The 21,575-nt window shown below is 72.0% G+C and carries 19 protein-coding genes; 17 read left to right on the forward strand and 2 right to left on the reverse strand.

Annotated elements, in window-relative coordinates; genetic code table 11:
- Nucleotides 1–63: 63 nt before the first annotated feature.
- The 14 genes from MQV74_RS33420 to MQV74_RS33485 all read left to right on the forward strand — a co-directional run bounded on the left by MQV74_RS33420 (nucleotide 64) and on the right by MQV74_RS33485 (nucleotide 15,844).
- Nucleotides 64–993: an ABC transporter permease gene (locus MQV74_RS33420; RefSeq protein WP_242726373.1), complete on the forward strand. Its 930-nt coding sequence runs from the start codon at nucleotides 64–66 to the stop codon at nucleotides 991–993.
- On the forward strand, nucleotides 986–1,768 hold the full coding sequence (locus tag MQV74_RS33425) for an ABC transporter ATP-binding protein (protein WP_242726375.1): 783 nt from the start codon (nucleotides 986–988) through the stop codon (nucleotides 1,766–1,768). Before MQV74_RS33420 ends, MQV74_RS33425 begins: the two co-directional genes overlap by 8 nt.
- A 336-nt stretch (nucleotides 1,769–2,104) precedes the next feature.
- Entirely contained in the window at nucleotides 2,105–3,007 is a 903-nt protein-coding gene (gene hpnC / locus MQV74_RS33430) for a squalene synthase HpnC (protein ID WP_242726377.1), read from the forward strand.
- Nucleotides 3,004–3,954: a presqualene diphosphate synthase HpnD gene (hpnD, locus tag MQV74_RS33435; protein WP_172387452.1), complete on the forward strand. Its 951-nt coding sequence runs from the start codon at nucleotides 3,004–3,006 to the stop codon at nucleotides 3,952–3,954. The genes hpnC and hpnD overlap by 4 nt, the downstream gene beginning before the upstream one ends.
- A gap of 100 nt (nucleotides 3,955–4,054) precedes the next feature.
- Entirely contained in the window at nucleotides 4,055–5,491 is a 1,437-nt protein-coding gene (hpnE, locus tag MQV74_RS33440) for a hydroxysqualene dehydroxylase HpnE (RefSeq protein ID WP_242726388.1), read from the forward strand.
- On the forward strand, nucleotides 5,488–6,609 hold the full coding sequence (locus MQV74_RS33445) for a polyprenyl synthetase family protein (protein ID WP_242726390.1): 1,122 nt from the start codon (nucleotides 5,488–5,490) through the stop codon (nucleotides 6,607–6,609). Before hpnE ends, MQV74_RS33445 begins: the two co-directional genes overlap by 4 nt.
- Nucleotides 6,610–6,715: 106 nt before the next feature.
- The gene (gene shc, locus MQV74_RS33450) at nucleotides 6,716–8,710 is read left to right on the forward strand and encodes a squalene--hopene cyclase (protein ID WP_242726392.1); all 1,995 of its coding nucleotides are present in this window, start codon (nucleotides 6,716–6,718) and stop codon (nucleotides 8,708–8,710) included.
- Nucleotides 8,710–9,360 (forward strand): phosphorylase family protein, encoded by a 651-nt coding sequence (locus MQV74_RS33455; RefSeq protein ID WP_242726394.1) that lies wholly within the window; start codon nucleotides 8,710–8,712, stop codon nucleotides 9,358–9,360. Before shc ends, MQV74_RS33455 begins: the two co-directional genes overlap by 1 nt.
- Before the next feature lie 5 nt (nucleotides 9,361–9,365).
- Nucleotides 9,366–10,385, forward strand: a complete 1,020-nt coding sequence (gene hpnH / locus MQV74_RS33460; RefSeq protein ID WP_138962791.1) for an adenosyl-hopene transferase HpnH — start codon at nucleotides 9,366–9,368, stop codon at nucleotides 10,383–10,385.
- Between the two features lie 4 nt (nucleotides 10,386–10,389).
- Nucleotides 10,390–11,556: a flavodoxin-dependent (E)-4-hydroxy-3-methylbut-2-enyl-diphosphate synthase gene (gene ispG / locus MQV74_RS33465; protein WP_242726396.1), complete on the forward strand. Its 1,167-nt coding sequence runs from the start codon at nucleotides 10,390–10,392 to the stop codon at nucleotides 11,554–11,556.
- Between the two features lie 25 nt (nucleotides 11,557–11,581).
- Nucleotides 11,582–13,558, forward strand: a complete 1,977-nt coding sequence (dxs, locus tag MQV74_RS33470; RefSeq protein WP_242726398.1) for a 1-deoxy-D-xylulose-5-phosphate synthase — start codon at nucleotides 11,582–11,584, stop codon at nucleotides 13,556–13,558.
- Nucleotides 13,555–14,949 (forward strand): aspartate aminotransferase family protein, encoded by a 1,395-nt coding sequence (locus tag MQV74_RS33475; RefSeq protein ID WP_242726401.1) that lies wholly within the window; start codon nucleotides 13,555–13,557, stop codon nucleotides 14,947–14,949. The genes dxs and MQV74_RS33475 overlap by 4 nt, the downstream gene beginning before the upstream one ends.
- Nucleotides 14,950–15,063: 114 nt before the next feature.
- Entirely contained in the window at nucleotides 15,064–15,696 is a 633-nt protein-coding gene (locus tag MQV74_RS33480; RefSeq protein WP_242726403.1) for a helix-turn-helix domain-containing protein, read from the forward strand.
- A gap of 31 nt (nucleotides 15,697–15,727) precedes the next feature.
- On the forward strand, nucleotides 15,728–15,844 hold the full coding sequence (locus MQV74_RS33485; RefSeq protein ID WP_037827059.1) for a DUF6126 family protein: 117 nt from the start codon (nucleotides 15,728–15,730) through the stop codon (nucleotides 15,842–15,844).
- An 8-nt stretch (nucleotides 15,845–15,852) separates the two neighbouring features.
- Here MQV74_RS33485 and MQV74_RS33490 read toward each other — a convergent pair whose 3' ends face one another.
- Complete coding sequence (locus tag MQV74_RS33490; RefSeq protein WP_242726405.1) at nucleotides 15,853–16,650, reverse strand: tyrosine-protein phosphatase; 798 nt, start codon at nucleotides 16,648–16,650, stop codon at nucleotides 15,853–15,855.
- 245 nt (nucleotides 16,651–16,895) lie between these two features.
- On the opposite strand from MQV74_RS33490, the gene MQV74_RS33495 reads away from it, so the two are divergent.
- The 3 genes from MQV74_RS33495 to MQV74_RS33505 all read left to right on the forward strand — a co-directional run bounded on the left by MQV74_RS33495 (nucleotide 16,896) and on the right by MQV74_RS33505 (nucleotide 20,940).
- On the forward strand, nucleotides 16,896–19,007 hold the full coding sequence (locus MQV74_RS33495; RefSeq protein ID WP_242726407.1) for an alpha-galactosidase: 2,112 nt from the start codon (nucleotides 16,896–16,898) through the stop codon (nucleotides 19,005–19,007).
- A gap of 109 nt (nucleotides 19,008–19,116) precedes the next feature.
- The gene (locus MQV74_RS33500; RefSeq protein WP_242726409.1) at nucleotides 19,117–19,923 is read left to right on the forward strand and encodes an SGNH/GDSL hydrolase family protein; all 807 of its coding nucleotides are present in this window, start codon (nucleotides 19,117–19,119) and stop codon (nucleotides 19,921–19,923) included.
- A 258-nt stretch (nucleotides 19,924–20,181) separates the two neighbouring features.
- Nucleotides 20,182–20,940 (forward strand): SIMPL domain-containing protein, encoded by a 759-nt coding sequence (locus MQV74_RS33505; RefSeq protein WP_242726417.1) that lies wholly within the window; start codon nucleotides 20,182–20,184, stop codon nucleotides 20,938–20,940.
- A gap of 23 nt (nucleotides 20,941–20,963) precedes the next feature.
- Here the strand turns inward: MQV74_RS33505 and MQV74_RS33510 are convergent, their stop codons facing one another.
- On the reverse strand, nucleotides 20,964–21,572 hold the full coding sequence (locus tag MQV74_RS33510) for a TetR/AcrR family transcriptional regulator (protein ID WP_242726419.1): 609 nt from the start codon (nucleotides 21,570–21,572) through the stop codon (nucleotides 20,964–20,966).
- Between the last annotated feature and the right edge of the window lie 3 nt (nucleotides 21,573–21,575).

Consider the following 21,575-nt stretch of genomic DNA (forward strand, 5'->3'; position numbering starts at 1 on the left):
TGCCCGACCTGGCCCACGCCTACGCCCGACCGGCCGCGCATCTGAAGACGAAAGTTTCCACTCGTGAGTGAGACAACGCAGGACGGTGGGGTCGCGGTGACCGCGCCACCGTCGCCCGACGACGGGCTTTCCCCGGCCGAGCTCGCCGCCAAGTACGGGCTGTCCGTCAGCGGTGCCCGTCCGGGCCTCATGGAGTACGTCCGCCAGCTCTGGGGCCGGCGCCACTTCATCCTCGCCTTCTCGCAGGCGAAGCTGACCGCCCAGTACAGCCAGGCCAAGCTCGGCCAGCTCTGGCAGGTCGCGACGCCGCTGCTCAACGCGGCCGTCTACTTCCTCATCTTCGGCCTGATCCTCAAGGCCGACCGCGGCATGTCGCGGGAGGTGTACATCCCGTTCCTGGTCACGGGCGTGTTCGTGTTCACCTTCACGCAGAGCTCGGTGATGGCGGGCGTACGGGCGATCTCGGGCAACCTCGGCCTGGTGCGCGCGCTGCACTTCCCGCGCGCCTCGCTGCCCGTCTCGTTCTCGCTCCAGCAGCTCCAGCAGCTGCTGTTCTCGATGCTCGTGCTGTTCGCCGTGGCGATCGGCTTCGGCAGCTACCCGCGGCTCTCCTGGCTCCTGATCGTCCCGGTCCTGGCCCTGCAGTTCCTGTTCAACACGGGGCTCGCCCTGGTCATGGCCCGGCTCGGCAGCAAGACGCCGGACCTGGCCCAGCTGATGCCGTTCGTGATGCGCACGTGGATGTACGCGTCCGGCGTGATGTTCTCCATCCCGGTGATGCTGAAGGACAAGCCGGCCTGGATCGCCGACGTCCTCCAGTGGAACCCGGCGGCCATCTTCATGGACCTGATGCGTTTCGCCCTCATCGACGGCTACGGCTCGGAGAACCTGCCCCCGCACGTGTGGGCGGTCGCGCTCGGCTGGTCCGTGCTCGTCGCCGTGGGCGGCTTCGTCTACTTCTGGAAGGCAGAGGAGCGGTACGGCCGTGGCTGACGACAAGGGCGCGGGGACGCGCCGCCCCACGGTGATCGCGGACGAGCTGCACATCGTGTACCGGGTGAACGGTGGGAAGACGGGCAAGGGCAGTGCGACGGCGGCGTTGAGCCGGATCGTGCGGCGGGGTGAGTCGCCGGGTGTGCGCAAGGTGCACGCGGTGCGGGGGGTGAGTTTCACCGCGTACCGGGGTGAGGCGATCGGGTTGATCGGGTCGAACGGGTCGGGCAAGTCGACGCTGCTGCGGGCGATCGCGGGTCTGCTGCCCGCCGAGCGCGGCAAGGTCTACACCGACGGGCAGCCCTCGCTGCTCGGGGTGAACGCGGCGCTGATGAACGATCTGACCGGGGAGCGCAATGTGATCCTGGGCGGCCTTGCGATGGGGATGAGCCGGGAGCAGATCAAGGAGCGTTACCAGCAGATCGTGGACTTCTCGGGGATCAATGAGAAGGGTGACTTCATCACGCTGCCGATGCGGACGTATTCCTCGGGGATGGCGGCGCGGCTGCGGTTCTCCATCGCGGCGGCCAAGGACCACGACGTGCTGATGATCGACGAGGCCCTGGCCACGGGGGACCGCAAGTTCCAGAAGCGCTCCGAGGCCCGCATCCGCGAGCTGCGCAAGGAGGCGGGCACGGTCTTCCTGGTCAGCCACAACAACAAGTCGATCCGTGACACCTGCGACCGGGTCCTGTGGCTGGAGCGCGGCGAGCTGCGCATGGACGGACCCACCGACGAGGTCATCAAGGAGTACGAGAAGTTCACCGGTAAGTAGCCGGATGGCCGCCGTCTGGTCGCGGCCGAATGGAGCAGGGCCCCGCCGGACACCCCCGGCCGGGCCCTGACTCGTTTTCAGACATCAGGCTTCTCCCAAGTCACAGGAGTTCAGGGAAGATTGAAGCCAATCGGTGCGTTCTTGTGATGTGCGGAACACCCCGACGAAGCGCTGTCCGTTGTACAACGTAAGCTGTACCGGTGCTGATTCGCGGCAAGTGGGGCGATATCGCTCCCTGGATGGGCGCGGGGCGCGCTGCGCCGCTGGGCGGCCTTGGCGGCGTGTCCGAAATAGGATGTATTGGGTCGGCAGTGTAGAACGGGAGATGTGACGGCAATGGCTACGGACGATCTCCAGCTCCGCGATGCGTCCGCAGTCCTCGCCAAAGCCGCGGACGAGAACTTCCCCGTGGCCCCGTTCTTCCTCCCGCGCGCCTGGCGCGAGGACCTCATGGCCGTGTACGGCTTCGCCCGCCTGGTCGACGACATCGGCGACTCCGACCTGGCCAGTGGTGCCGCCCACGCCCGCTACCTGGGCGCGGACCCCGGGGCCGCGGGCGACCCGCTCGCCCTCCTGGACGCCTTCGAGGCCGATCTGCGCAAGGTCTTCACCGCGGGTCCCGAGCCGGGCCACCCCCTGCTGCGCGCCCTCGGGCCCACCGTGCGGCGCCGCGACCTCACCCCCGAGCCGTTCCTCGGCCTGATCGCCGCCAACCGCCAGGACCAGCTCGTCAAGCGCTACGAGACGTACGACGACCTCGTCGCCTACTGCGAACTGTCGGCGAACCCGGTCGGGCGCCTCGTGCTCGCCATCACCGGCACCGCGACACCCGAGCGGATCCGGCTCTCGGACTCCGTCTGCACCGCGCTCCAGATCGTGGAGCACCTCCAGGACGTGCGCGAGGACCTCGGGCGCGACCGGATCTATCTGCCCGCCCAGGACATGAAGCGCTTTCACGTCCAGGAACGGGATCTGGCCGCTCCTACCGCAGGCGCGTCGGTGCGCGCCCTGGTTGCGTTTGAAGCGGAACGCGCCCACTGCCTCCTGAATGAAGGCACCCCCCTGGTGGGTAGCGTCCACGGCAGGCTGAAGCTGCTGCTGGCAGGGTTCGTGGCAGGGGGGAGGGCGGCCGTCTCGGCGATCGCCGCCGCCGGATACGACGTACTTCCAAGGCCGCCGAAGCCCACGAAACCGCGTTTGCTGCGCGAGGTGGGTGCGGTTCTGCGAGGAGAGGGGTGAGCCGGACCGTGGAGTCAGAACCTCGCGTGTCCGCACCGGTACTCGCCGCATACAGCTATTGCGAGGCCGTGACCGGGCAGCAGGCACGAAATTTCGCGTACGGCATCAGGTTGCTGCCGACGCCGAAGCGGCGCGCGATGTCGGCGCTCTACGCGTTCTCACGGCGCGTGGACGACATCGGGGACGGCGCGCTCGCGCCGGACGTCAAGCAGACCCGTCTCGACGAGACGCGGAGCCTGCTCGGCCGCATCCACGACGGCTCGGTGGAGGAGGACGACACCGACCCCGTGGCCGTGGCGCTCAGCCATGCCGCGCGGCACTTCCCGATCCCGCTGGGCGGGCTCGACGAGCTGATCGACGGCGTCCTGATGGACGTGCGCGGCGAGACGTACGAGACCTGGGACGACCTCAAGGTCTACTGCCGGTGCGTGGCCGGGGCCATCGGGCGGCTCTCGCTCGGCGTGTTCGGCACGGAGCCGGGGGCGCCGCACGCGGAGCGCGCGCCGGAGTACGCCGACACGCTCGGGCTCGCGCTGCAACTCACCAACATCCTGAGGGACGTTCGCGAGGACGCCCTGGAGGGCCGGACCTATCTCCCGGCCGACGACCTGGCCAAATTCGGCTGCTCCGCCGGGTTCGCGCGGCCCGAGCCGCCCGCCGGGTCCGACTTCGCGGGCCTCGTCCACTTCGAAGTGCGCCGGGCCCGCGCGCTGTTCGCCGAGGGATACCGCCTCCTGCCCCTGCTCGACCGGCGCAGCGGCGCCTGCGTGGCCGCGATGGCGGGCATCTACCGCCGTCTGCTCGACCGCATCGAGCGTGAGCCGGAAGCGGTCCTGCGGGGCCGCGTCTCCCTTCCGGGGCGCGAGAAGGCGTATGTCGCCGTGCGTGGTCTCTCCGGCCTCGACGCGCGCAATGTCGCACGTCAGGCCGTCAGGAGGCGCACGTGACGCCCGGCCGTGACACCGGCGGCTCCGACCGCCACGACCGGCGGGCAACCCTCCGCATGACCTTGGCGTCCCAGACTGCAACCGCCGAAAGGGAGGACGCATGAGGCAGGACGACAGCCGGCCCGAACCAGGCGGTGACACGGACGCGGATCACCCCGGCGAAGCGCCCGGCGGGCGCCCGGGGACCTCCGCCGTCGTCGTCGGCGGCGGACTCGCCGGGATCACCAGCGCCCTCGCCCTCGCCGACGCCGGGCTCGACGTCACCCTCCTCGAAGGGCGCCCCCGGCTCGGCGGGCTCGCCTTCTCCTTCCAGCGCGGCGAGCTGACCGTCGACAACGGCCAGCACGTCTATCTGCGCTGCTGCACCGCCTACCGCTGGTTCCTCGACCGCGTCGAGGGCGCGCACCTGGCGCCGCTGCAGGAGCGCCTCGACGTCCCCGTGCTCGACGCCGAGCGCAATCGCCTCGGGCGGCTGCGCCGCACCGCGCTGCCCGTGCCGCTGCATCTGGCCGCGAGCCTCGCCACCTATCCGCATCTGTCGCTCGCCGAGCGCGCCCAGGTGGGCCGCGCGGCGCTCGCCCTCAAGGGGCTCGACCCGGCCGATCCGGCGCTCGACAGCCAGAACTTCGGCAGCTGGCTGGCCGCGCACGGTCAGTCGACGCGTGCCATCGAGGCCCTGTGGGACCTCGTCGGCGTCGCCACTCTGAACGCCGTCGCGGGCGATGCCTCGCTCGGCCTCGCCGCGATGGTCTTCAAGACCGGGCTGCTCTCGGACCCGGGCGCCGCCGACATCGGCTGGGCGCGGGTGCCCCTCGGTGAACTCCATGACCGCCTGGCGCGCAAGGCGCTCGACTCCGCGGGCGTCCGTACCGAAGTGCGAACACGTGTCACCTCCATCTCGCCTACTAAGAACGGTGGTTGGCGCGTCGAGGTTCCCGGCGAGCGCATCGAGGCCGATACCGTCGTGTTGGCGGTGCCCCAGGCCGAGACGCACGACCTGCTCCCGGAGGGCGCCCTCGACGACCCGGACCGGCTGCTCGGCATCGACACCGCGCCGATCCTCAACGTCCACGTGGTCTACGACCGCAAGGTCCTCAAGCGGCCCTTCTTTGCCGCACTCGGCACCCCCGTCCAGTGGGTCTTCGACCGGACCGAGGCCTCCGGGCTGCGCTCGGGCCAGTACCTCGCGGTGTCCCAGTCGGCCGCCCAGGACGAGATCGACGCCCCCGTGGCCGCGCTCAGGGAGCGCTATCTGCCCGAGCTCGAGCGCCTGCTGCCCGCCGCGCACGGCGCACGGGTCCTGGACTTCTTCGTGACCCGGGAGCGCACGGCGACGTTCGCGCCGACGCCGGGCGTCGGCCGCCTGCGACCGGGCGCGCACACCAAGGCGCGCGGGCTCTACCTGGCCGGCGCGTGGACCGCCACCGGCTGGCCCGCGACGATGGAAAGTGCTGTTCGCAGCGGTATCAGTGCCGCGAGGGCGGCGCTGACCGCGCTCGACCGCCCGCGCGACCACCTCTTCGAGGAGGCGGCGTGACGCTCGACCTTCTGGGGCCGTCCCAGAACCCCCGCACCGGAACTAGAGGAGAGACTGTGCCGACTGTGCCCTCGGCCCAACCGGCCGCTGTGGACGTGACCGCGCTGTTGGAGCGGGGCCGGACACTGTCCACCCCGGTGCTGCGGACCGCCGTGGACCGCCTCGCGCCCCCCATGGACACCGTCGCCGCCTACCACTTCGGCTGGATCGACGCCGCGGGCAACCCGGCCGACGGCGACGGCGGCAAGGCCGTGCGCCCCGCGCTCGCGCTCCTGTCCGCCGAGGCCGCGGGCGCGCTCCCGGAGGTCGGCGTGCCCGGCGCGGTGGCCGTCGAACTGGTCCACAACTTCTCGCTCCTGCACGACGACCTGATGGACGGCGACGAGCAGCGCCGCCACCGCGACACCGTGTGGAAGGTGCACGGCCCCGCCCAGGCGATCCTCGTCGGCGACGCCCTGTTCGCCCTCGCCAACGAGGTCCTCCTGGAGATCGGCACCGTCGAGGCGGGCCGCGCCACGCGCCGCCTGACCACCGCGACGCGCGCCCTCATCGACGGTCAGGCGCAGGACATCTCCTACGAGCACCGCGAGCGGGTCACCGTCGAGGAGTGCCTGGAGATGGAGGGCAACAAGACGGGTGCCCTGCTCGCCTGCGCGGTCTCCATCGGCGCGGTCCTCGGCGGCGCGGACGACGCCACCGCCGACGTCCTGGAGAAGTACGGCTACCACCTCGGACTCGCCTTCCAGGCCGTCGACGACCTGCTCGGCATCTGGGGCGACCCGGAGGCCACCGGCAAGCAGACCTGGAGCGACCTGCGCCAGCGCAAGAAGTCGCTGCCGGTCGTCGCAGCCCTCGCCGCGGGCGGCCCCGCCTCCGAGCAGCTCGGCGAGCTGCTCGCCGCCGACGCCAAGAGCAATGACTTCGACAGCTTCTCCGAGGCGGAGTTCGCCGCGCGCGCCGCGCTCATCGAGCAGGCGGGCGGCCGCGAATGGACCGCCGAGGAGGCGCGACGGCAGCACGCCGTCGCCATCGAGGCCCTGGACGCGGTCCAGATGCCGGACCTGGTGCGGGCGCAGCTCACCGCGCTCGCCGACTTCGTCGTCGTACGGAAGAGATGATCACTATCGGGCACACCTGACTCGCAGTCGCCGAACACCGCCCGGGTGCGGGCGGTGTCCGACGGCGGACCCAGCAGAGAAGAAGCACTGCGTCGAAGGGGAAGCCATGACAGCGACGACCGACGGTTCCACCGGAGCGGTGACGCCCCGCGCGGCCTCGGCCACCGAAACACCTGACACGAACCCCGGGGCGGCCGGGGCGCCGGAAGCCGCCAAGCGTGCCGTGGAGCGCTCCACGGAGTTCCTGCTGTCCCGCCAGGACCCCCAGGGCTGGTGGAAGGGCGACCTGGAGACGAACGTGTCCATGGACGCCGAGGACCTGCTCCTTCGCCAGTTCCTCGGCATCAGGGACGAGAACACCACCCGCGCCGCCGCGCTCTTCATCCGCGGCGAGCAGCGCGACGACGGCACCTGGGCCACCTTCTACGGCGGCCCCGGCGAGCTCTCCGCCACCATCGAGGCCTATGTGGCCCTGCGCCTCGCCGGGGACGCGCCGGACGCGCCGCACATGGCGAAGGCCTCCGCCTGGATCCGCGAGCAGGGCGGCATCGCCGCGGCCCGGGTCTTCACCCGGATCTGGCTCGCCCTCTTCGGCTGGTGGAAGTGGGACGACCTGCCCGAACTCCCGCCGGAGCTCCTCTACTTCCCGAAGTGGTTCCCGCTCAACATCTACGACTTCGGCTGCTGGGCGCGGCAGACCATCGTGCCGCTGACCATCGTCTCCGCGAAGCGTCCGGTGCGCCCCGCGCCCTTCCCGCTCGACGAGCTGCACACCGACCCGGCCGTGCCGAACCCGCCCAAACCCCTTGCCCCGGTGGCGAGTTGGGACGGCCTCTTCCAGCGCCTCGACAAGGCGCTGCACGTCTACCACAAGGTCGCGCCGCGCGGTCTGCGCAAGGCCGCGATGAACAGCGCCGCGCGCTGGATCATCGAGCGGCAGGAGAACGACGGCTGCTGGGGCGGCATCCAGCCTCCCGCCGTGTACTCCGTCATCGCGCTGCACCTGCTCGGCTACGACCTCGACCACCCCGTACTCAAGGCGGGCATCGAGTCGCTCGACCGGTTCGCGGTGTGGCGCGAGGACGGCGCGCGGATGATCGAGGCCTGTCAGTCCCCGGTGTGGGACACCTGTCTGGCCACGATCGCCCTCGCCGACGCCGGGGTGCCCGCCGACCACCCGCAGCTGGTGAAGGCCGCGGACTGGATGCTGGGCGAGCAGATCGTCAGGCCCGGCGACTGGTCGGTGCGCAAGCCCCGGCTCACGCCGGGCGGCTGGGCGTTCGAGTTCCACAACGACAACTACCCCGACATCGACGACACCGCCGAGGTGGTCCTCGCGCTGCGCCGCGTCGCCCACCCGGACCCGCGCCGGATGGACAGCGCCATCGCCCGGGGCGTGGACTGGAACCTGGGCATGCAGTCCAGGAACGGCGCCTGGGCCGCCTTCGACGTCGACAACACCAGCCCGCTGCCGAACAAGCTGCCGTTCTGCGACTTCGGCGAGGTCATCGACCCGCCGTCCGCCGACGTCACCGCGCACGTCGTGGAGATGCTCGCCTACGAGGGCAAGTCCCACGACCCGCGCACCCGCCGCGGCATCGAGTGGCTCCTCGCCGAACAGGAGGCGAACGGCGCCTGGTTCGGCCGCTGGGGCGTCAACTACGTCTACGGCACGGGCTCCGTGGTGCCCGCCCTCGTCGCGGCCGGTCTGCCCGCCGCGCACGGGGCGATCCGCCGCGCGGTCGCCTGGCTGGAGTCGGTGCAGAACGACGACGGCGGCTGGGGCGAGGACCTGCGCTCGTACCGCGACGAGCAGTGGATCGGGCACGGCGCGTCCACGGCGTCACAGACCGCGTGGGCGCTCATCGCGCTGCTCGCCGCCGGGGAGCGGGACTCCAAGGCCGTCGAGCGGGGCGTCGCCTGGCTGGCCGAGAGCCAGCGCGAGGACGGCTCCTGGGACGAGCCGTACTTCACCGGCACCGGCTTCCCCTGGGACTTCTCGATCAACTACCACCTGTACCGGCAGGTCTTCCCGCTGACCGCCCTCGGCCGGTACGTGCACGGCGAGCCGTCCGTCGGCGGCTTGGGCAAGGGGAGCTGATGAGCACGGACCCGGCGCGCCCGGGGCCCGCTCCGCTGCTCGTCGCCTGTGCGCTCGGCATCGAGCGCCTCGCCCTGCGCACCGCCGACCGCGGCGGCGCCCGGGGTCCCGTGACCGTGCTGCGCACGGGCATGGGCCCGAAGGCTGCCGAGCGTGCCGTCACCCGGGCGCTCGGCAAGGGCTCCCTGCGCGACGCGGCCGTCGTGGCGACCGGGTTCTGCGCCGGGCTCGCCCCCGGCATGCACCCCGGTGACCTCGTCGTCGCCGAGGAGACCCGGCACGACGGTGGCCGCACCCCGTGTGTGGGCACCGCGCTCCTGGTCGAGGAGCTGGTGCGGGCCGTGCCGGGCCGCACCGTGCACACCGGCCCGCTCACGGGCTCCGACCACGTCGTCCGCGGCCACGAACGCGGCGACCTGCTCGCCACCGGCGCGATCGCGGTCGACATGGAGTCCGCCGTCACGCTGCGCACTGCCGTCACGGCCGGACCCCGGCCGGTTGCGGCCGTCCGGGTGGTCGTCGACGCCCCCCAGCACGAACTCGTCCGCATCGGCACGGTCCGCGGTGGAATATCGGCCTTCCGCGTGCTCCGCGCCGTGCTTCCCGCTTTTTTCGAATGGCACCGATCTTCGCCGCTCCCCCGGAGGTGAGCCAGATGGCTATGCCGCTGCGTCAGTCAATCAAGGTCGCTACCTATCTCTTTGAACAGAAGCTGCGCAAGCGTGACAAGTTTCCTTTGATCGTCGAGTTGGAGCCGCTGTTCGCGTGCAATCTGAAGTGCGAGGGCTGCGGCAAGATCCAGCACCCGGCCGGTGTGCTCAAGCAGCGCATGCCGGTGGCCCAGGCCGTGGGGGCCGTGCTCGAGTCCGGCGCTCCGATGGTGTCCATCGCGGGCGGCGAGCCGCTGATGCACCCTCAGATCGATGAGATCGTGCGCCAGTTGGTGGCCCGGAAGAAGTTCGTCTTCCTGTGCACGAACGCCATGCTGCTGCGCAAGAAGATGGACAAGTTCACGCCGTCGCCGTACTTCGCGTTCGCCGTGCACATCGACGGCATGCGGGAGCGCCACGACGAGTCCGTGGCGAAGGAGGGTGTGTTCGACGAGGCCGTGGCCGCCATCAAGGAGGCCCAGCGCCGCGGCTTCCGGGTGACCACCAACTCGACCTTCTTCAACACGGACACCCCGCAGACCATCATCGAGGTCCTGAACTTCCTCAACGACGACCTGAAGGTCGACGAGATGATGCTCTCGCCCGCCTACGCCTACGAGAAGGCGCCGGACCAGGAGCACTTCCTCGGCGTCGAGCAGACCCGCGAGCTGTTCAAGAAGGCCTTCGCCGGCGGCAACAGGCTCCGCTGGCGCCTGAACCACTCGCCGCTCTTCCTGGACTTCCTGGAGGGCAAGGTCGACTTCCAGTGCACGGCGTGGGCCATCCCGAACTACTCGCTCTTCGGCTGGCAGCGCCCCTGCTATCTGATGAGCGACGGCTACGTACCGACGTACCGGGAGCTGATCGAGGAGACGGACTGGAGCAAGTACGGCCGTGGCAAGGACGACCGGTGCGCCAACTGCATGGCGCACTGCGGGTACGAGCCGACGGCCGTGCTCGCCACGATGGGGTCGCTGAAGGAGTCGCTGCGCGCCATGCGTGAGACCGTCTCCGGGAACCGGTGACGTCATGACCCCTTCAGGCCCTGTCTCCCTGGGCCTGCCCGAGCCACCGGCCCGCCCGATAGCGGAGCGCCGCACTGCGCGGCGCATCCAGGTCGGGTCGGTGGCCGTCGGGGGCGGCGCTCCGGTGTCGGTGCAGTCGATGACGACGACGCGTACGTCGGACATCGGGGCGACGCTTCAGCAGATCGCGGAGCTGACGGCGTCCGGGTGTCAGATCGTGCGGGTGGCGTGTCCTACGCAGGATGACGCGGACGCGTTGGCGGTGATCGCGCGGAAGTCGCAGATTCCGGTGATCGCGGACATTCACTTCCAGCCGAAGTACGTGTTCGCGGCGATCGACGCGGGGTGTGCGGCGGTGCGGGTGAACCCGGGGAACATCAAGCAGTTCGACGACAAGGTCAGGGAGATCGCGCGGGCGGCGTCCGCCGCCGCGGTCCCGATCCGCATCGGGGTGAACGCCGGGTCGCTCGACCGGCGTCTGCTGGCGAAGTACGGCAAGGCCACGCCGGAGGCGTTGGTGGAGTCGGCGCTGTGGGAGGCCTCGCTGTTCGAGGAGCACGGTTTCCGGGACATCAAGATCTCGGTGAAGCACAACGATCCGGTGGTGATGGTCAACGCTTACCGGCAGCTGGCTGCGGCGTGTGACTATCCGCTGCATCTGGGTGTGACGGAGGCGGGTCCGGCGTTCCAGGGCACGATCAAGTCGGCGGTGGCGTTCGGTGCGCTGTTGTCGGAGGGGATCGGGGACACGATCCGGGTTTCGCTGTCGGCTCCTCCGGCGGAGGAGGTCAAGGTGGGTATCCAGATCCTGGAGTCGTTGAACCTGCGGCAGCGGCGTCTGGAGATCGTGTCGTGTCCGTCGTGCGGGCGGGCGCAGGTGGATGTGTACAAGCTGGCGGACGAGGTGACCGCGGGGCTTGAGGGCATGGAGGTGCCGCTGCGGGTGGCGGTGATGGGCTGTGTCGTCAATGGTCCGGGTGAGGCGCGTGAGGCTGATCTCGGGGTGGCGTCCGGCAATGGCAAGGGGCAGATCTTCGTCAAGGGCGAGGTCATCAAGACGGTGCCCGAGTCGAAGATCGTGGAGACGCTGATCGAAGAGGCGATGAAGATCGCCGCGCGGATGGAGGCCGCCGGGGTCCCGTCCGGGGAGCCCGACGTCACGGTGAGCTGAGGACAACCAGTTAGGGGGCCTGAGCATGACCATCCTGGAAACCATCCGAGGGCCGCGCGACCTGAAGGCGCTGACCGAGTCCGAACTGGCCGAACTGGCCGAAGAGATCCGGGAGTTCCTGGTGCACGCGGTCGCGCGGACCGGCGGACACCTCGGGCCCAATCTGGGGGTGGTCGAGCTGACCATCGCCCTGCACCGGGTCTTCGAGTCGCCCGTGGACCGCCTGGTGTGGGACACCGGCCACCAGAGCTACGTGCACAAGCTCCTGACTGGGCGTCAGGACTTCTCGAAGCTGCGCGGCAAGGGCGGTCTGTCCGGCTACCCCTCGCGCGAGGAGTCCGCGCACGACATCGTCGAGAACAGCCACGCCTCCACCGCGCTCGGCTGGGCCGACGGCCTCGCCAAGGCCCGCCGCGTCCTGGGGGAGCGGGGCCACGTCGTCGCCGTCATCGGCGACGGCGCCCTCACCGGCGGCATGGCCTGGGAGGCGCTCAACAACATCGCGGCCGCCAAGGACCAGCCGCTGATCATCGTCGTCAACGACAACGAGCGCTCCTACGCCCCCACCATCGGCGGCCTCGCCAACCACCTCGCGACCCTGCGCACCACCGACAGCTACGAGAAGGTCCTCGCCTGGGGCAAGGACGTCCTCCAGCACACCCCCGTGGTCGGCCGGACGCTGTACGAGTCCCTGCACGGCGCCAAGAAGGGCTTCAAGGACGCCTTCGCGCCCCAGGGCATGTTCGAGGACCTCGGTCTGAAGTACGTCGGCCCCATCGACGGCCACGACATCAAGGCCGTCGAGTCCGCGCTGCGCCGCGCGAAGCGCTTCCACGGCCCCGTCCTCATCCACTGCCTCACCGAGAAGGGCCGCGGCTACGAACCCGCGCTCGCCGACGAGGCCGACCGCTTCCACACCGTCGGCGTCATGGACCCCCTCACCTGCGAGCCGCTCGCCCCGTCCAACGGCCCCTCCTGGACCTCCGTGTTCGGTGACGAGATCGTCCGCATCGGGGCCGAGCGCGAGGACGTCGTCGCCCTCACCGCCGCCATGCTGCACCCCGTCGGGCTCACCGGGTTCGCGGCGGCCTACCCCGACCGCGTCTGGGACGTCGGCATCGCCGAGCAGCACGCGGCCGTGGCCGCCGCGGGACTGGCCACCGGCGGGCTCCACCCCGTCGTCGCCGTCTACGCCACCTTCCTCAACCGCGCCTTCGACCAGCTCCTGATGGACGTGGCGCTGCACCGGTGCGGCGTCACCTTCGTGCTCGACCGGGCCGGGGTCACCGGCGCCGACGGGCCCTCGCACAACGGCATGTGGGACATGTCCGTCCTCCAGGTCGTGCCGGGCCTCAGGATCGCCGCGCCCCGCGACGCCGACCAGCTCCGCGTCCAGCTGCGCGAGGCCGTGAACGTCGACGACGCGCCGACCCTGCTGCGCTTCCCCAAGGAGTCGGTGGGGCCCGCGATCCCGGCCGTGGACCGGGTGGGCGCCATGGACGTCCTGCGTCAGGACCCGGACCCGGCCGTGCTGCTCGTCGCCGTCGGCGTGATGGCACCGGTGTGCCTCCAGGCCGCCGACCTCCTCGCGGAGCGGGGCATCGGCTGCACGGTCGTCGACCCGCGCTGGGTCAAGCCCGTCGACGCCGCCCTGCCGCCGCTCGCCGCGCGGCACCGGCTCGTCGCGGTCGTGGAGGACAACAGCCGCGCGGGCGGCGTCGGCTCGGCCGTGGCCCTCGCCCTCGACGACGCCGAAGTGGACGTCCCCGTGAGGCGCTTCGGCATTCCGGAGCAGTTCCTCGCGCACGCCAAGCGCGGCGAGGTCCTCGCCGACGTCGGCCTCACCCCGGTGGAGATCGCGGGCCGCGTCAGCGCGACGATGGCCCGCCAGGACGCGGCGCGGGCCGGAGCCCGCGAGACGGCCGGGGTGCCCGGCCCGCAGGAGGTCGGGGAGTCCGGCCCGAAGACAGCCGGGACACCCGGCGAGGAGAACCGAGCATGACAAGCACCGGCAAGGAGTTCGACCTCGGCAGACTGCTCGCCGAGCGCGGCGGCGAGCGGTACGAGCTGCACACCCGGCACCTCAACCACCAGCTGCCGCGCATGCTGCACACCATCGGCTTCGACAAGGTCTACGAACGCGCGGAGGGCGCCTACTTCTGGGACGCCGAGGGACAGGACTACCTGGACATGCTCGCCGGGTTCGGCGTCATGGGTCTCGGCCGCCACCACCCGGTCGTCCGCAAGGCCCTGCACGACGTGCTCGACGCCTCCCTCGCCGATCTGACCCGCTTCGACTGCCAGCCGCTGCCCGGACTGCTCGCCGAGCGGCTGCTCGCGCACAGCCCGTACCTGGACCGGGTCTTCTTCGGCAACAGCGGCACCGAGGCCGTCGAGACCGCCCTGAAGTTCGCCCGCTACGCCACCGGCAGACCGCGGATCCTGTACTGCGCGCACGCCTTCCACGGCCTGACCACCGGCTCCCTTTCCGTGAACGGCGAGACCGGCTTCCGCGACGGCTTCGCCCCGCTCCTGCCGGACACGGCCGTGCCCCTCGGCGACCTCGACGCGCTGCGCCGGGAGCTCAGGCGCGGGGACGTGGCCGCCCTGATCGTCGAGCCCGTCCAGGGCAAGGGCGTGCACGAGCCCCCGCCCGGCTATCTGCGCGCCGCCCAGGACCTCCTCCACCAGCACAAGGCGCTCCTGATCGCCGACGAGGTGCAGACCGGGCTCGGCAGGACCGGCGCCTTCTACGCCCACCAGCACGAGGAGGGCGTGGAGCCCGACCTGGTGTGCGTGGCCAAGGCGCTGTCCGGCGGCTACGTCCCGGTCGGCGCGACCCTCGGCAAGGACTGGATCTTCAAGAAGGTCTACTCGTCCATGGACCGGGTCCTGGTCCACTCCGCGAGCTTCGGATCCAACGCGCAGGCCATGGCGGCCGGGCTCGCCGTCCTCGCCGTCATGGACGACGAGCGGACCGTCGCGAACGCCCGCGAGACGGGCGACCTGCTCAGGACCCGGCTCGCGGCACTCGTCGACAAGTACGAGCTGCTCAGTGACGTCCGTGGTCGCGGCCTGATGATCGGCATCGAGTTCGGCAGGCCGAAGTCCCTGAAGCTGCGCAGCCGCTGGACCATGCTCCAGGCCGCCCGCAAGGGCTTGTTCGCGCAGATGGTGGTCGTACCGCTGCTCCAGAAGCACCGGATCCTCACCCAGGTCTCCGGCGACCACCTGGAGGTCATCAAGCTCATCCCGCCGCTGATCATCGGCGAGAAGGAGGTCGACCGCTTCGTCGAGGCCTTCACCGACGTCATGGACGAGGCGCACGGGGGCGGCGGGCTGATCTGGGACTTCGGCAAGACCCTGGTGAAGCAGGCGGTGGCGAACCGGTAGCCGGGCGGCTCACGGCCCGTGTGGCCCGGTGGCCCGGGGGCGGGAGGGCCGACGCTTCTTGCCTCTGAGGCAAGAAAATTGCCTCTCGGGTAAGGCTCTGGCTCAATCGAGGGTATGAGCCCTGCCACCCCGGACGCCGGTGAGGCGGCCGACGCGCTGCCCGCCGTCGCCCCGCAACTGCGTGAGCTGCGCCGCCGTGCCGCACTGACCCTGGAGGCCGCCGCCCGCGCGGCCGGGCTCTCGCCCGCGCACCTGTCCCGCCTGGAGACCGGTCAGCGCCAGCCGTCCCTGCCGATGCTGCTCGCACTCGCTCGTACCTACGGTACGACGGTCTCCGAGCTGCTCGGCGAGACGCCCGCCGACCGGGACGCCGTCGTGCGCGCCCCGGACATGGAGCCCACCGCCGCCGGCGGCTGGACGTACTGGCAGGCGGGCTCCCCGGGCCGCGGCATGCAGGCGCTGCGCGTGCACGTGCCGCACGGCGCGCAGGGCGACATCGTGCGCGTGCACCCGGGGGAGGAGTGGCTGTACGTCCTTCAGGGCCGCCTGCGCCTGCGCCTCGGCGACACCTCGTACACCCTCGCGCCCGGCGACAGCGCGCACTTCGACTCGCTGACGCCGCACCGGATCGCCGCCGTGGACCACGGCGGCGCCGACCTCCTCTTCGTGCACACCTTGCTGCAGAGCCCCGCCGCCGCGCTCTGTCTCGGCGGCCCCGACAAGGGAGACCGACATGACGGAATCTGAACCGCAGCAGCAGCCCGTGCGCCGCATGGCCATGGAGGAGAAGTTCCCGCGCGCCCTGTGGGTCCGCCTGATCGTCTACGTCGCCGTGGGCCACCTGTTCGCGGGCTTCATCTACCTGCTGTTCGTCCTCGGCGGACAGAACCAGTAGCGCCTCGCCTAGTCGAGGAGCCGCTCGCGCAGGCGCTCGCGCGTCACCGGCGCGAGGCCGAGGCCCTCGGTGAGGTAGGTGTCGGTGCCGCCCCAGATCTGCTCGATGGTGGCGAAGGCCGCCGCCAGGTACGCGGCGCGGGCGTCGAAGAGGGGGCTCAGGAGCTCCATGACCTCGGGCGACATGGCGTCCGGCGAGGTGGCGCTGCGGTGCACCTTGTAGCGGCGGTGCGCCGCGTTCGACTCCAGGTAGTCCGCCTCGATCGCCTCGCGCTCCACACCGACGGCCAGCAGCGTCACGGCGATCGACAGGCCCGCGCGGTCCTTGCCCGCGGCGCAGTGCATCAGCGCGGGCACGCTGTCCTCGGCGAGCGCGTGCAGCACCCGGCCGTGCTCCGCCGTCCGCTCCCTGATGATCGTGCGGTACGAGGACGCCATGCGCTCGGCGGCCTTGCCGTCGGACAGGACCGTGCGCAGCTGGTCCAGGTCGCCGTCGCGCACCATCTTCCAGAACGCGGCGCCGTCGGCGGGGTCGGTCAGCGGCAGGTTCACGTTGCGCACGCCCGGCAGCTCCACGTCCGGGCCTTCGAGGCGCTGGTCCGCGGCGTTGCGGAAGTCGAAGACCGTGTGCAGGCCGAGTGAGGAGAGGAACGCGGCGTCGGCGGCGGTGGCGTGCGCGAGGTGGCCGCTGCGGAAGAGGACGCCGTGGCGGACCCGGCGGCCGTCGACGGTCGGGAGCCCGCCCACGTCACGGAAGTTGCGCACACCGGCGAGCTCGGGTTCGGTCGACGGAACCTGCTGCGTCACGGGCTCTCCTCTGGGTCGGGTCTTGTCGGCGCTCGTCGGACCGGCCGGGAGCGGGGCACCGCGCGGCTCGCCGCGGCGTGACGTCGGCGGCCGGTGCTTGCGCCTTCGACGATACGACACGGGTTCCTCAGGCAATCAGTGGCGGCGGAGCGCGCACGGGCGTTGCCCCGGTGGTCGCACGGGCTCGAAGATGTGCGTACGCCCGCGCGGCTGTTGAGATCTGTCAGAGGACCTGTGGGGGTTTGATGATCGAGGTCGGCGAGGACGGTCGTACGTGGCTCCTCTCGGGGCCCACCAGCAGCTACGCGCTCCGCCTCACCGGCAGGGACGAGCTGCTGCACCTGCACTGGGGCCCGCGGATCGCCCTGGCCGACGCCGAGGCCCTGGCCGCCGCGCCGCTGCCGCCCGAGCGGCCCTTCGAGTCCCGCATCGACGGACACGAGGAGTATCCCGTCGAGGGCGGCCCCCGCTTCGTGCGGCCCGCGTTCTCGGTGCGCGGCGGCGGGGTGCGGGGCACGGAGTGGCGGTTCGCCGGCGCCTGGCACGACGAGGACGAGCTCCAGCTGAACTTCACCGACCCGGTGCACCACCTGGCGGTGCTGCTCGACTACCGGCTGCGCGGCGACGTGGTCGAGCGGTACGTGGTCGTCATGCACCAGGGCCCCGCCGGGTCGCCGGAGGTGGAGCTGCTGCGCGCCGACTCCGCGACCTGGACCCTGCCGCGCCGCGAGCACTGGCGCCTGTCCCAGCTGCACGGCCGCTGGGCCGCGGAGTCGCGCCTCGTGCGCTCCGGGCTCACGCACGGGGAGCGGGTCATCGGCAGCCGTCGCGGGCACACCGGGCACCAGCACCTGCCCTGGGTGGCGCTCGACGCCGACGGCGCCACCGAGGAGCACGGCGAGGTCTACGGCTGCGCGCTCGCCTGGTCCGGGTCGTGGCGCGTGGCGGTGCACCAGCTCCCGGACGGCGCCGTGCAGATCACGGGCGGCTCCGGCCACGACGACGCGGGGCAGCAGGTGCTCGGGCCCGGCACGGCGATCGTCACGCCCGTGTTCGCGGGCCTGTGGAGCGACGGCGGCTTCGGCGGGGCGAGCCGGGCCTGGCACGCCTACCAGCGCGCGCACGTCATCCCGGACGCCGACGAGGTGCGGCCCGTGCTCTACAACTCCTGGGAGGCCACCGGCTTCGACATCTCCGAGGAGCAGCAGCGGGGCCTCGCGGAGCGGGCCGCCGAGATGGGCGTCGAGCTGTTCGTCGTCGACGACGCGTGGTTCGGCCGCCGCGTCAGCGACCGGTCCGGGCTCGGCGACTGGACGCCGAACCCGGAGCGGTTTCCGGGGGGTCTGAAGCCGCTCGCGGACCATGTGCGCGGCCTGGGCATGGGGTTCGGGATCTGGGTGGAGCCGGAGATGGTGAACGCGGACAGCGACCTGTACCGCGCGCACCCCGACTGGGTGCAGCACCAGCCGGGCCGCACCCGCACGGAGTTCCGCAACCAGCTCGTCCTCAACGTGGCGCGCGAGGACGTGCGGGAGTACCTGTGGGAGCAGCTGGACGCGCTCCTCTGCGGCGCCCCGATCGACTATGTGAAGTGGGACTTCAACCGCTGCTTCACGGACCCCGGCTGGCCGGGCGAGGACCACCCCGAGCGCGTGTGGTCCGCCCACGTGCACGCCGTCTACGACCTCATCGACCGGCTGCGGACCGCGCACCCGTCCGTCGCCTTCGAGTCCTGCTCGGGCGGCGGCGGCCGGGTCGACCTCGGCATCCTCGCCCGTACGGACCAGGTGTGGACCTCGGACAACACCGACCCGGTGGACCGCCTCGCCATCCAGCACGGTTTCAGCCAGGTGCACCCCGCGCGCGTGATGGCCGCCTGGGTCACCGACAGCCCCCACACCCAGCTCAACGGGCGCGTCAGCTCGCTGCGGTTCCGGTTCGTCAGCGCCATGGCCGGGGTGCTCGGCGTCGGCGGTGACCTCGCGCGGTGGAGCGCGGCGGAACGTGCCGAGGCGCGCGGCTGGGTGGAGCTCTACAAGGAGATCAGGCCCGTCGTGCAGCTCGGCGAGCTGTACCGCCTGCGGGCGCCCGGCGAGGGGCTCGGCGCGGTGCAGTACGTGCGGGGCGACGAGGCCGTGGTGCTCGCCTGGCTGCGGGCGCAGGCGTACGGCGAGGAGCCCGCCCCGGTGCGGCTGCGGGGGCTCGACCCCGCGGCGGCGTACGTGTGCCGGGACACCGGCGCGGTGCACCGGGGCGCGGTCCTGCTGCACCACGGCCTGCGCACGGGCCTCAGCGGCGATCTGGACGCGGCGGTCTTCCGGCTGAGCCGGGTCACGACTGCCCCGTCGAGGCCGTAGGCCTGGGTATTCCGGGTTGGTGCAATCTTGACCAATGGCTTATCTCACGCCACGTCAACCCCATATTACGGTGGCGTAGGTCACTTGACGGAAGGAAAGATGGGACGACGTGACAGCAGAGTCGACACCTTTCGTCAAAAACGTACCCACAGAGACCATTACCTCCTACGCAGCGGTCGGCGACAGCTTCACCGAGGGCGTGGGGGACCCCGGGCCCGACGGGACCTTCGTCGGCTGGGCCGACCGGCTCGCCGTCCTGCTCGACGACCTGGCACCGGAGCACACCTTCCGCTACGCGAACCTCGCGGTGCGCGGCAAGCTGCTCGACCAGATCGTCGCGGACCAGGTGCCGCGGGCCAAGGAGCTGGCCCCGGACCTGGTGACGTTCGCCGCGGGCGGCAACGACATCATCCGGCCCGGCACCGACCCGGACGACGTGGCCGAGCGCTTCGAGCGGGCCGTCGCCGACCTCTCGTCGGCCGTCGGCACCGTCGTGATCACCACTGGCTTCGACACCCGCGGCGTGGCCCTCCTCAAGCATCTGCGCGGCAAGATCGCCACGTACAACGGCCACGTCCGCGCGGTCGCCGACCGCTACGGCTGCCCGGTGCTCGACCTGTGGTCGCTGAAGACCGTCCAGGACCGGCGGGCCTGGGACACCGACCGGCTGCACCTGTCGCCCGACGGGCACACGCGCGTGGCGCTGCGCGCGGCCCAGGTGCTCGGCGTCCCCGTGCCCGCCGATCCCGACCAGGCGTGGCCGCCGCTGCCGCCGCGCGGCACCCTCGAGGTGCGCCGCGACGACATCCACTGGGCGCGCGAGCACCTGGTCCCGTGGATCGGGCGGCGGCTGCGGGGCGAGTCGTCGGGCGACCACGTGGCGGCGAAGCGGCCCGACCTCATGCCGCTGACCTAGATGCCGCCGACCCGGATGGGGTGGACCTGACGCGGCCGTCCTGATGCGGCTGTAGGCACCCACCCGGTCCGCGACGGGGGTGGACCGGTGAGGTGACAGCGCGGGAGTGGCGTCCGCGCGCGCGTGCGCGCGAGTGCTGGGATGGCGGACAGCCGTCCCCTGTGGGCCGACCGTCCCCCCTGTGGGGCGGCGGGCCGCACGGGGCGGCGGGCCGCCCGCACGGGGCGGACGACCGGCACACCGGAAGGACTCCCGCCCATGCCGCCACGCCCGAACGCGTCCGTACGTCCTCTCGCCACCGCCCTGCTCGCCCTCGCCGCGCTCGGGATCGGGGCCGCGCCCGCCGGGGCCGCCGCGCCGGTCGCCGAGGCGCCCGCCGCCGTGTCCGCGCAAAACCCCGCCACCGTGACTGTCACCGGCACCGGCTCCGCCAGCGCGGCGCCGGACCTGGCCGTGCTCACCCTGGGCGTCGAGGTGACCGCGCCGACGGCCAAGAAGGCGCTCGCCGGACAGAACGCCGCGGCACAGGCGCTGCTCACCGCCGTGCGGGAGCAGGGCGTCGCCGAGCGGGACGCCCGTACGGAGGGGCTGTCGCTGTCCGGCGTCTACAAGGACGAGGACGGCGCGTCCAAGCTCACCGGCTACCGGGCCTCCCAGTCGTTCTCGGTCACCGTGCGGAAGCTCGCCACCACGGGCCGGGTCCTCCAGGCCGCGATGGACGCCGCCGGTGACGCGGGCCGCGTCCACGGCGTGGCCTTCGACGTCGCCGACAAGCGGGAGCTGCGGGCCGAGGCCCGCGCGGCCGCCCACGACGACGCGCGCGCCAAGGCGGAGCAGTACGCGCAGCTCAGCGGACGCCGCCTCGGCCGCCTCGTCTCGCTCAGCGAGAACGACAGCGGCGGCCCGCGTCCCCTCGCGGTGCCCGTGGAGGCCGTCACCAAGGACCAGGGCGTCCCCGTGGCGCCCGGGGAGATCGAGGATCAGGTGACGCTCGTCGCGGTGTACGAGCTGGACTAGCGCACGAGCCCGGCCGCGGGCCTTCAGGCCCGCAGGTCCGCCACGGACAGGCCCAGCTCCCGGGCCAGCGCCTCGTCGGCCCAGCTGCGGGCGCGGGCCCGGGAGACCGCGCCGTACGCCGTGAGCTGGACGGCGAGGCCGTCGAGGAGCGCGGTCAGGCGCAGGGCCGCGCCCCGCGGGTCCGGGCAGCGGAACTCGCCCGCGGCCACGCCCTCCGCGATGACCTCGGCGAGCGCCGCCTTCCAGCGCTGGTCAAGGGCGCGCGCCACATCCCGCAGGGCGGGCTCGCGCCCGGCCGCCGCCCAGCCCTCGATCCACAGCCGCCAGCCCTTGGCCTGCCCCGTCGGCGCGTACCAGCGCACGGCGGCCCGCAGTCGGCGCAGCGCGGACGTACGGCGGCGCAGCAGCTTGTCGAGGCGGGCGAGGTCGCCCTCGGCGGCGTGCGCGAACGCGGCGGCGACCAGCTCGTCCTTGGTGGAGAAGTGGTACAGCACGAGCGCGTTGCTCACCCCGAGGGCGGCCGCGACGTCGGCGATGCGCACGGCCGCCACGCCCCGCGCCTCGATCTGCCCGACGGTGGCGGTCAGCAGCTCCACCCGCCGCTCCGCCACGCTCAGCCGCACTCTCGCCACGCT

The organism is Streptomyces sp. AN091965 (assembly GCF_022698285.1).
In the GTDB taxonomy this organism is placed as follows: domain Bacteria; phylum Actinomycetota; class Actinomycetes; order Streptomycetales; family Streptomycetaceae; genus Streptomyces.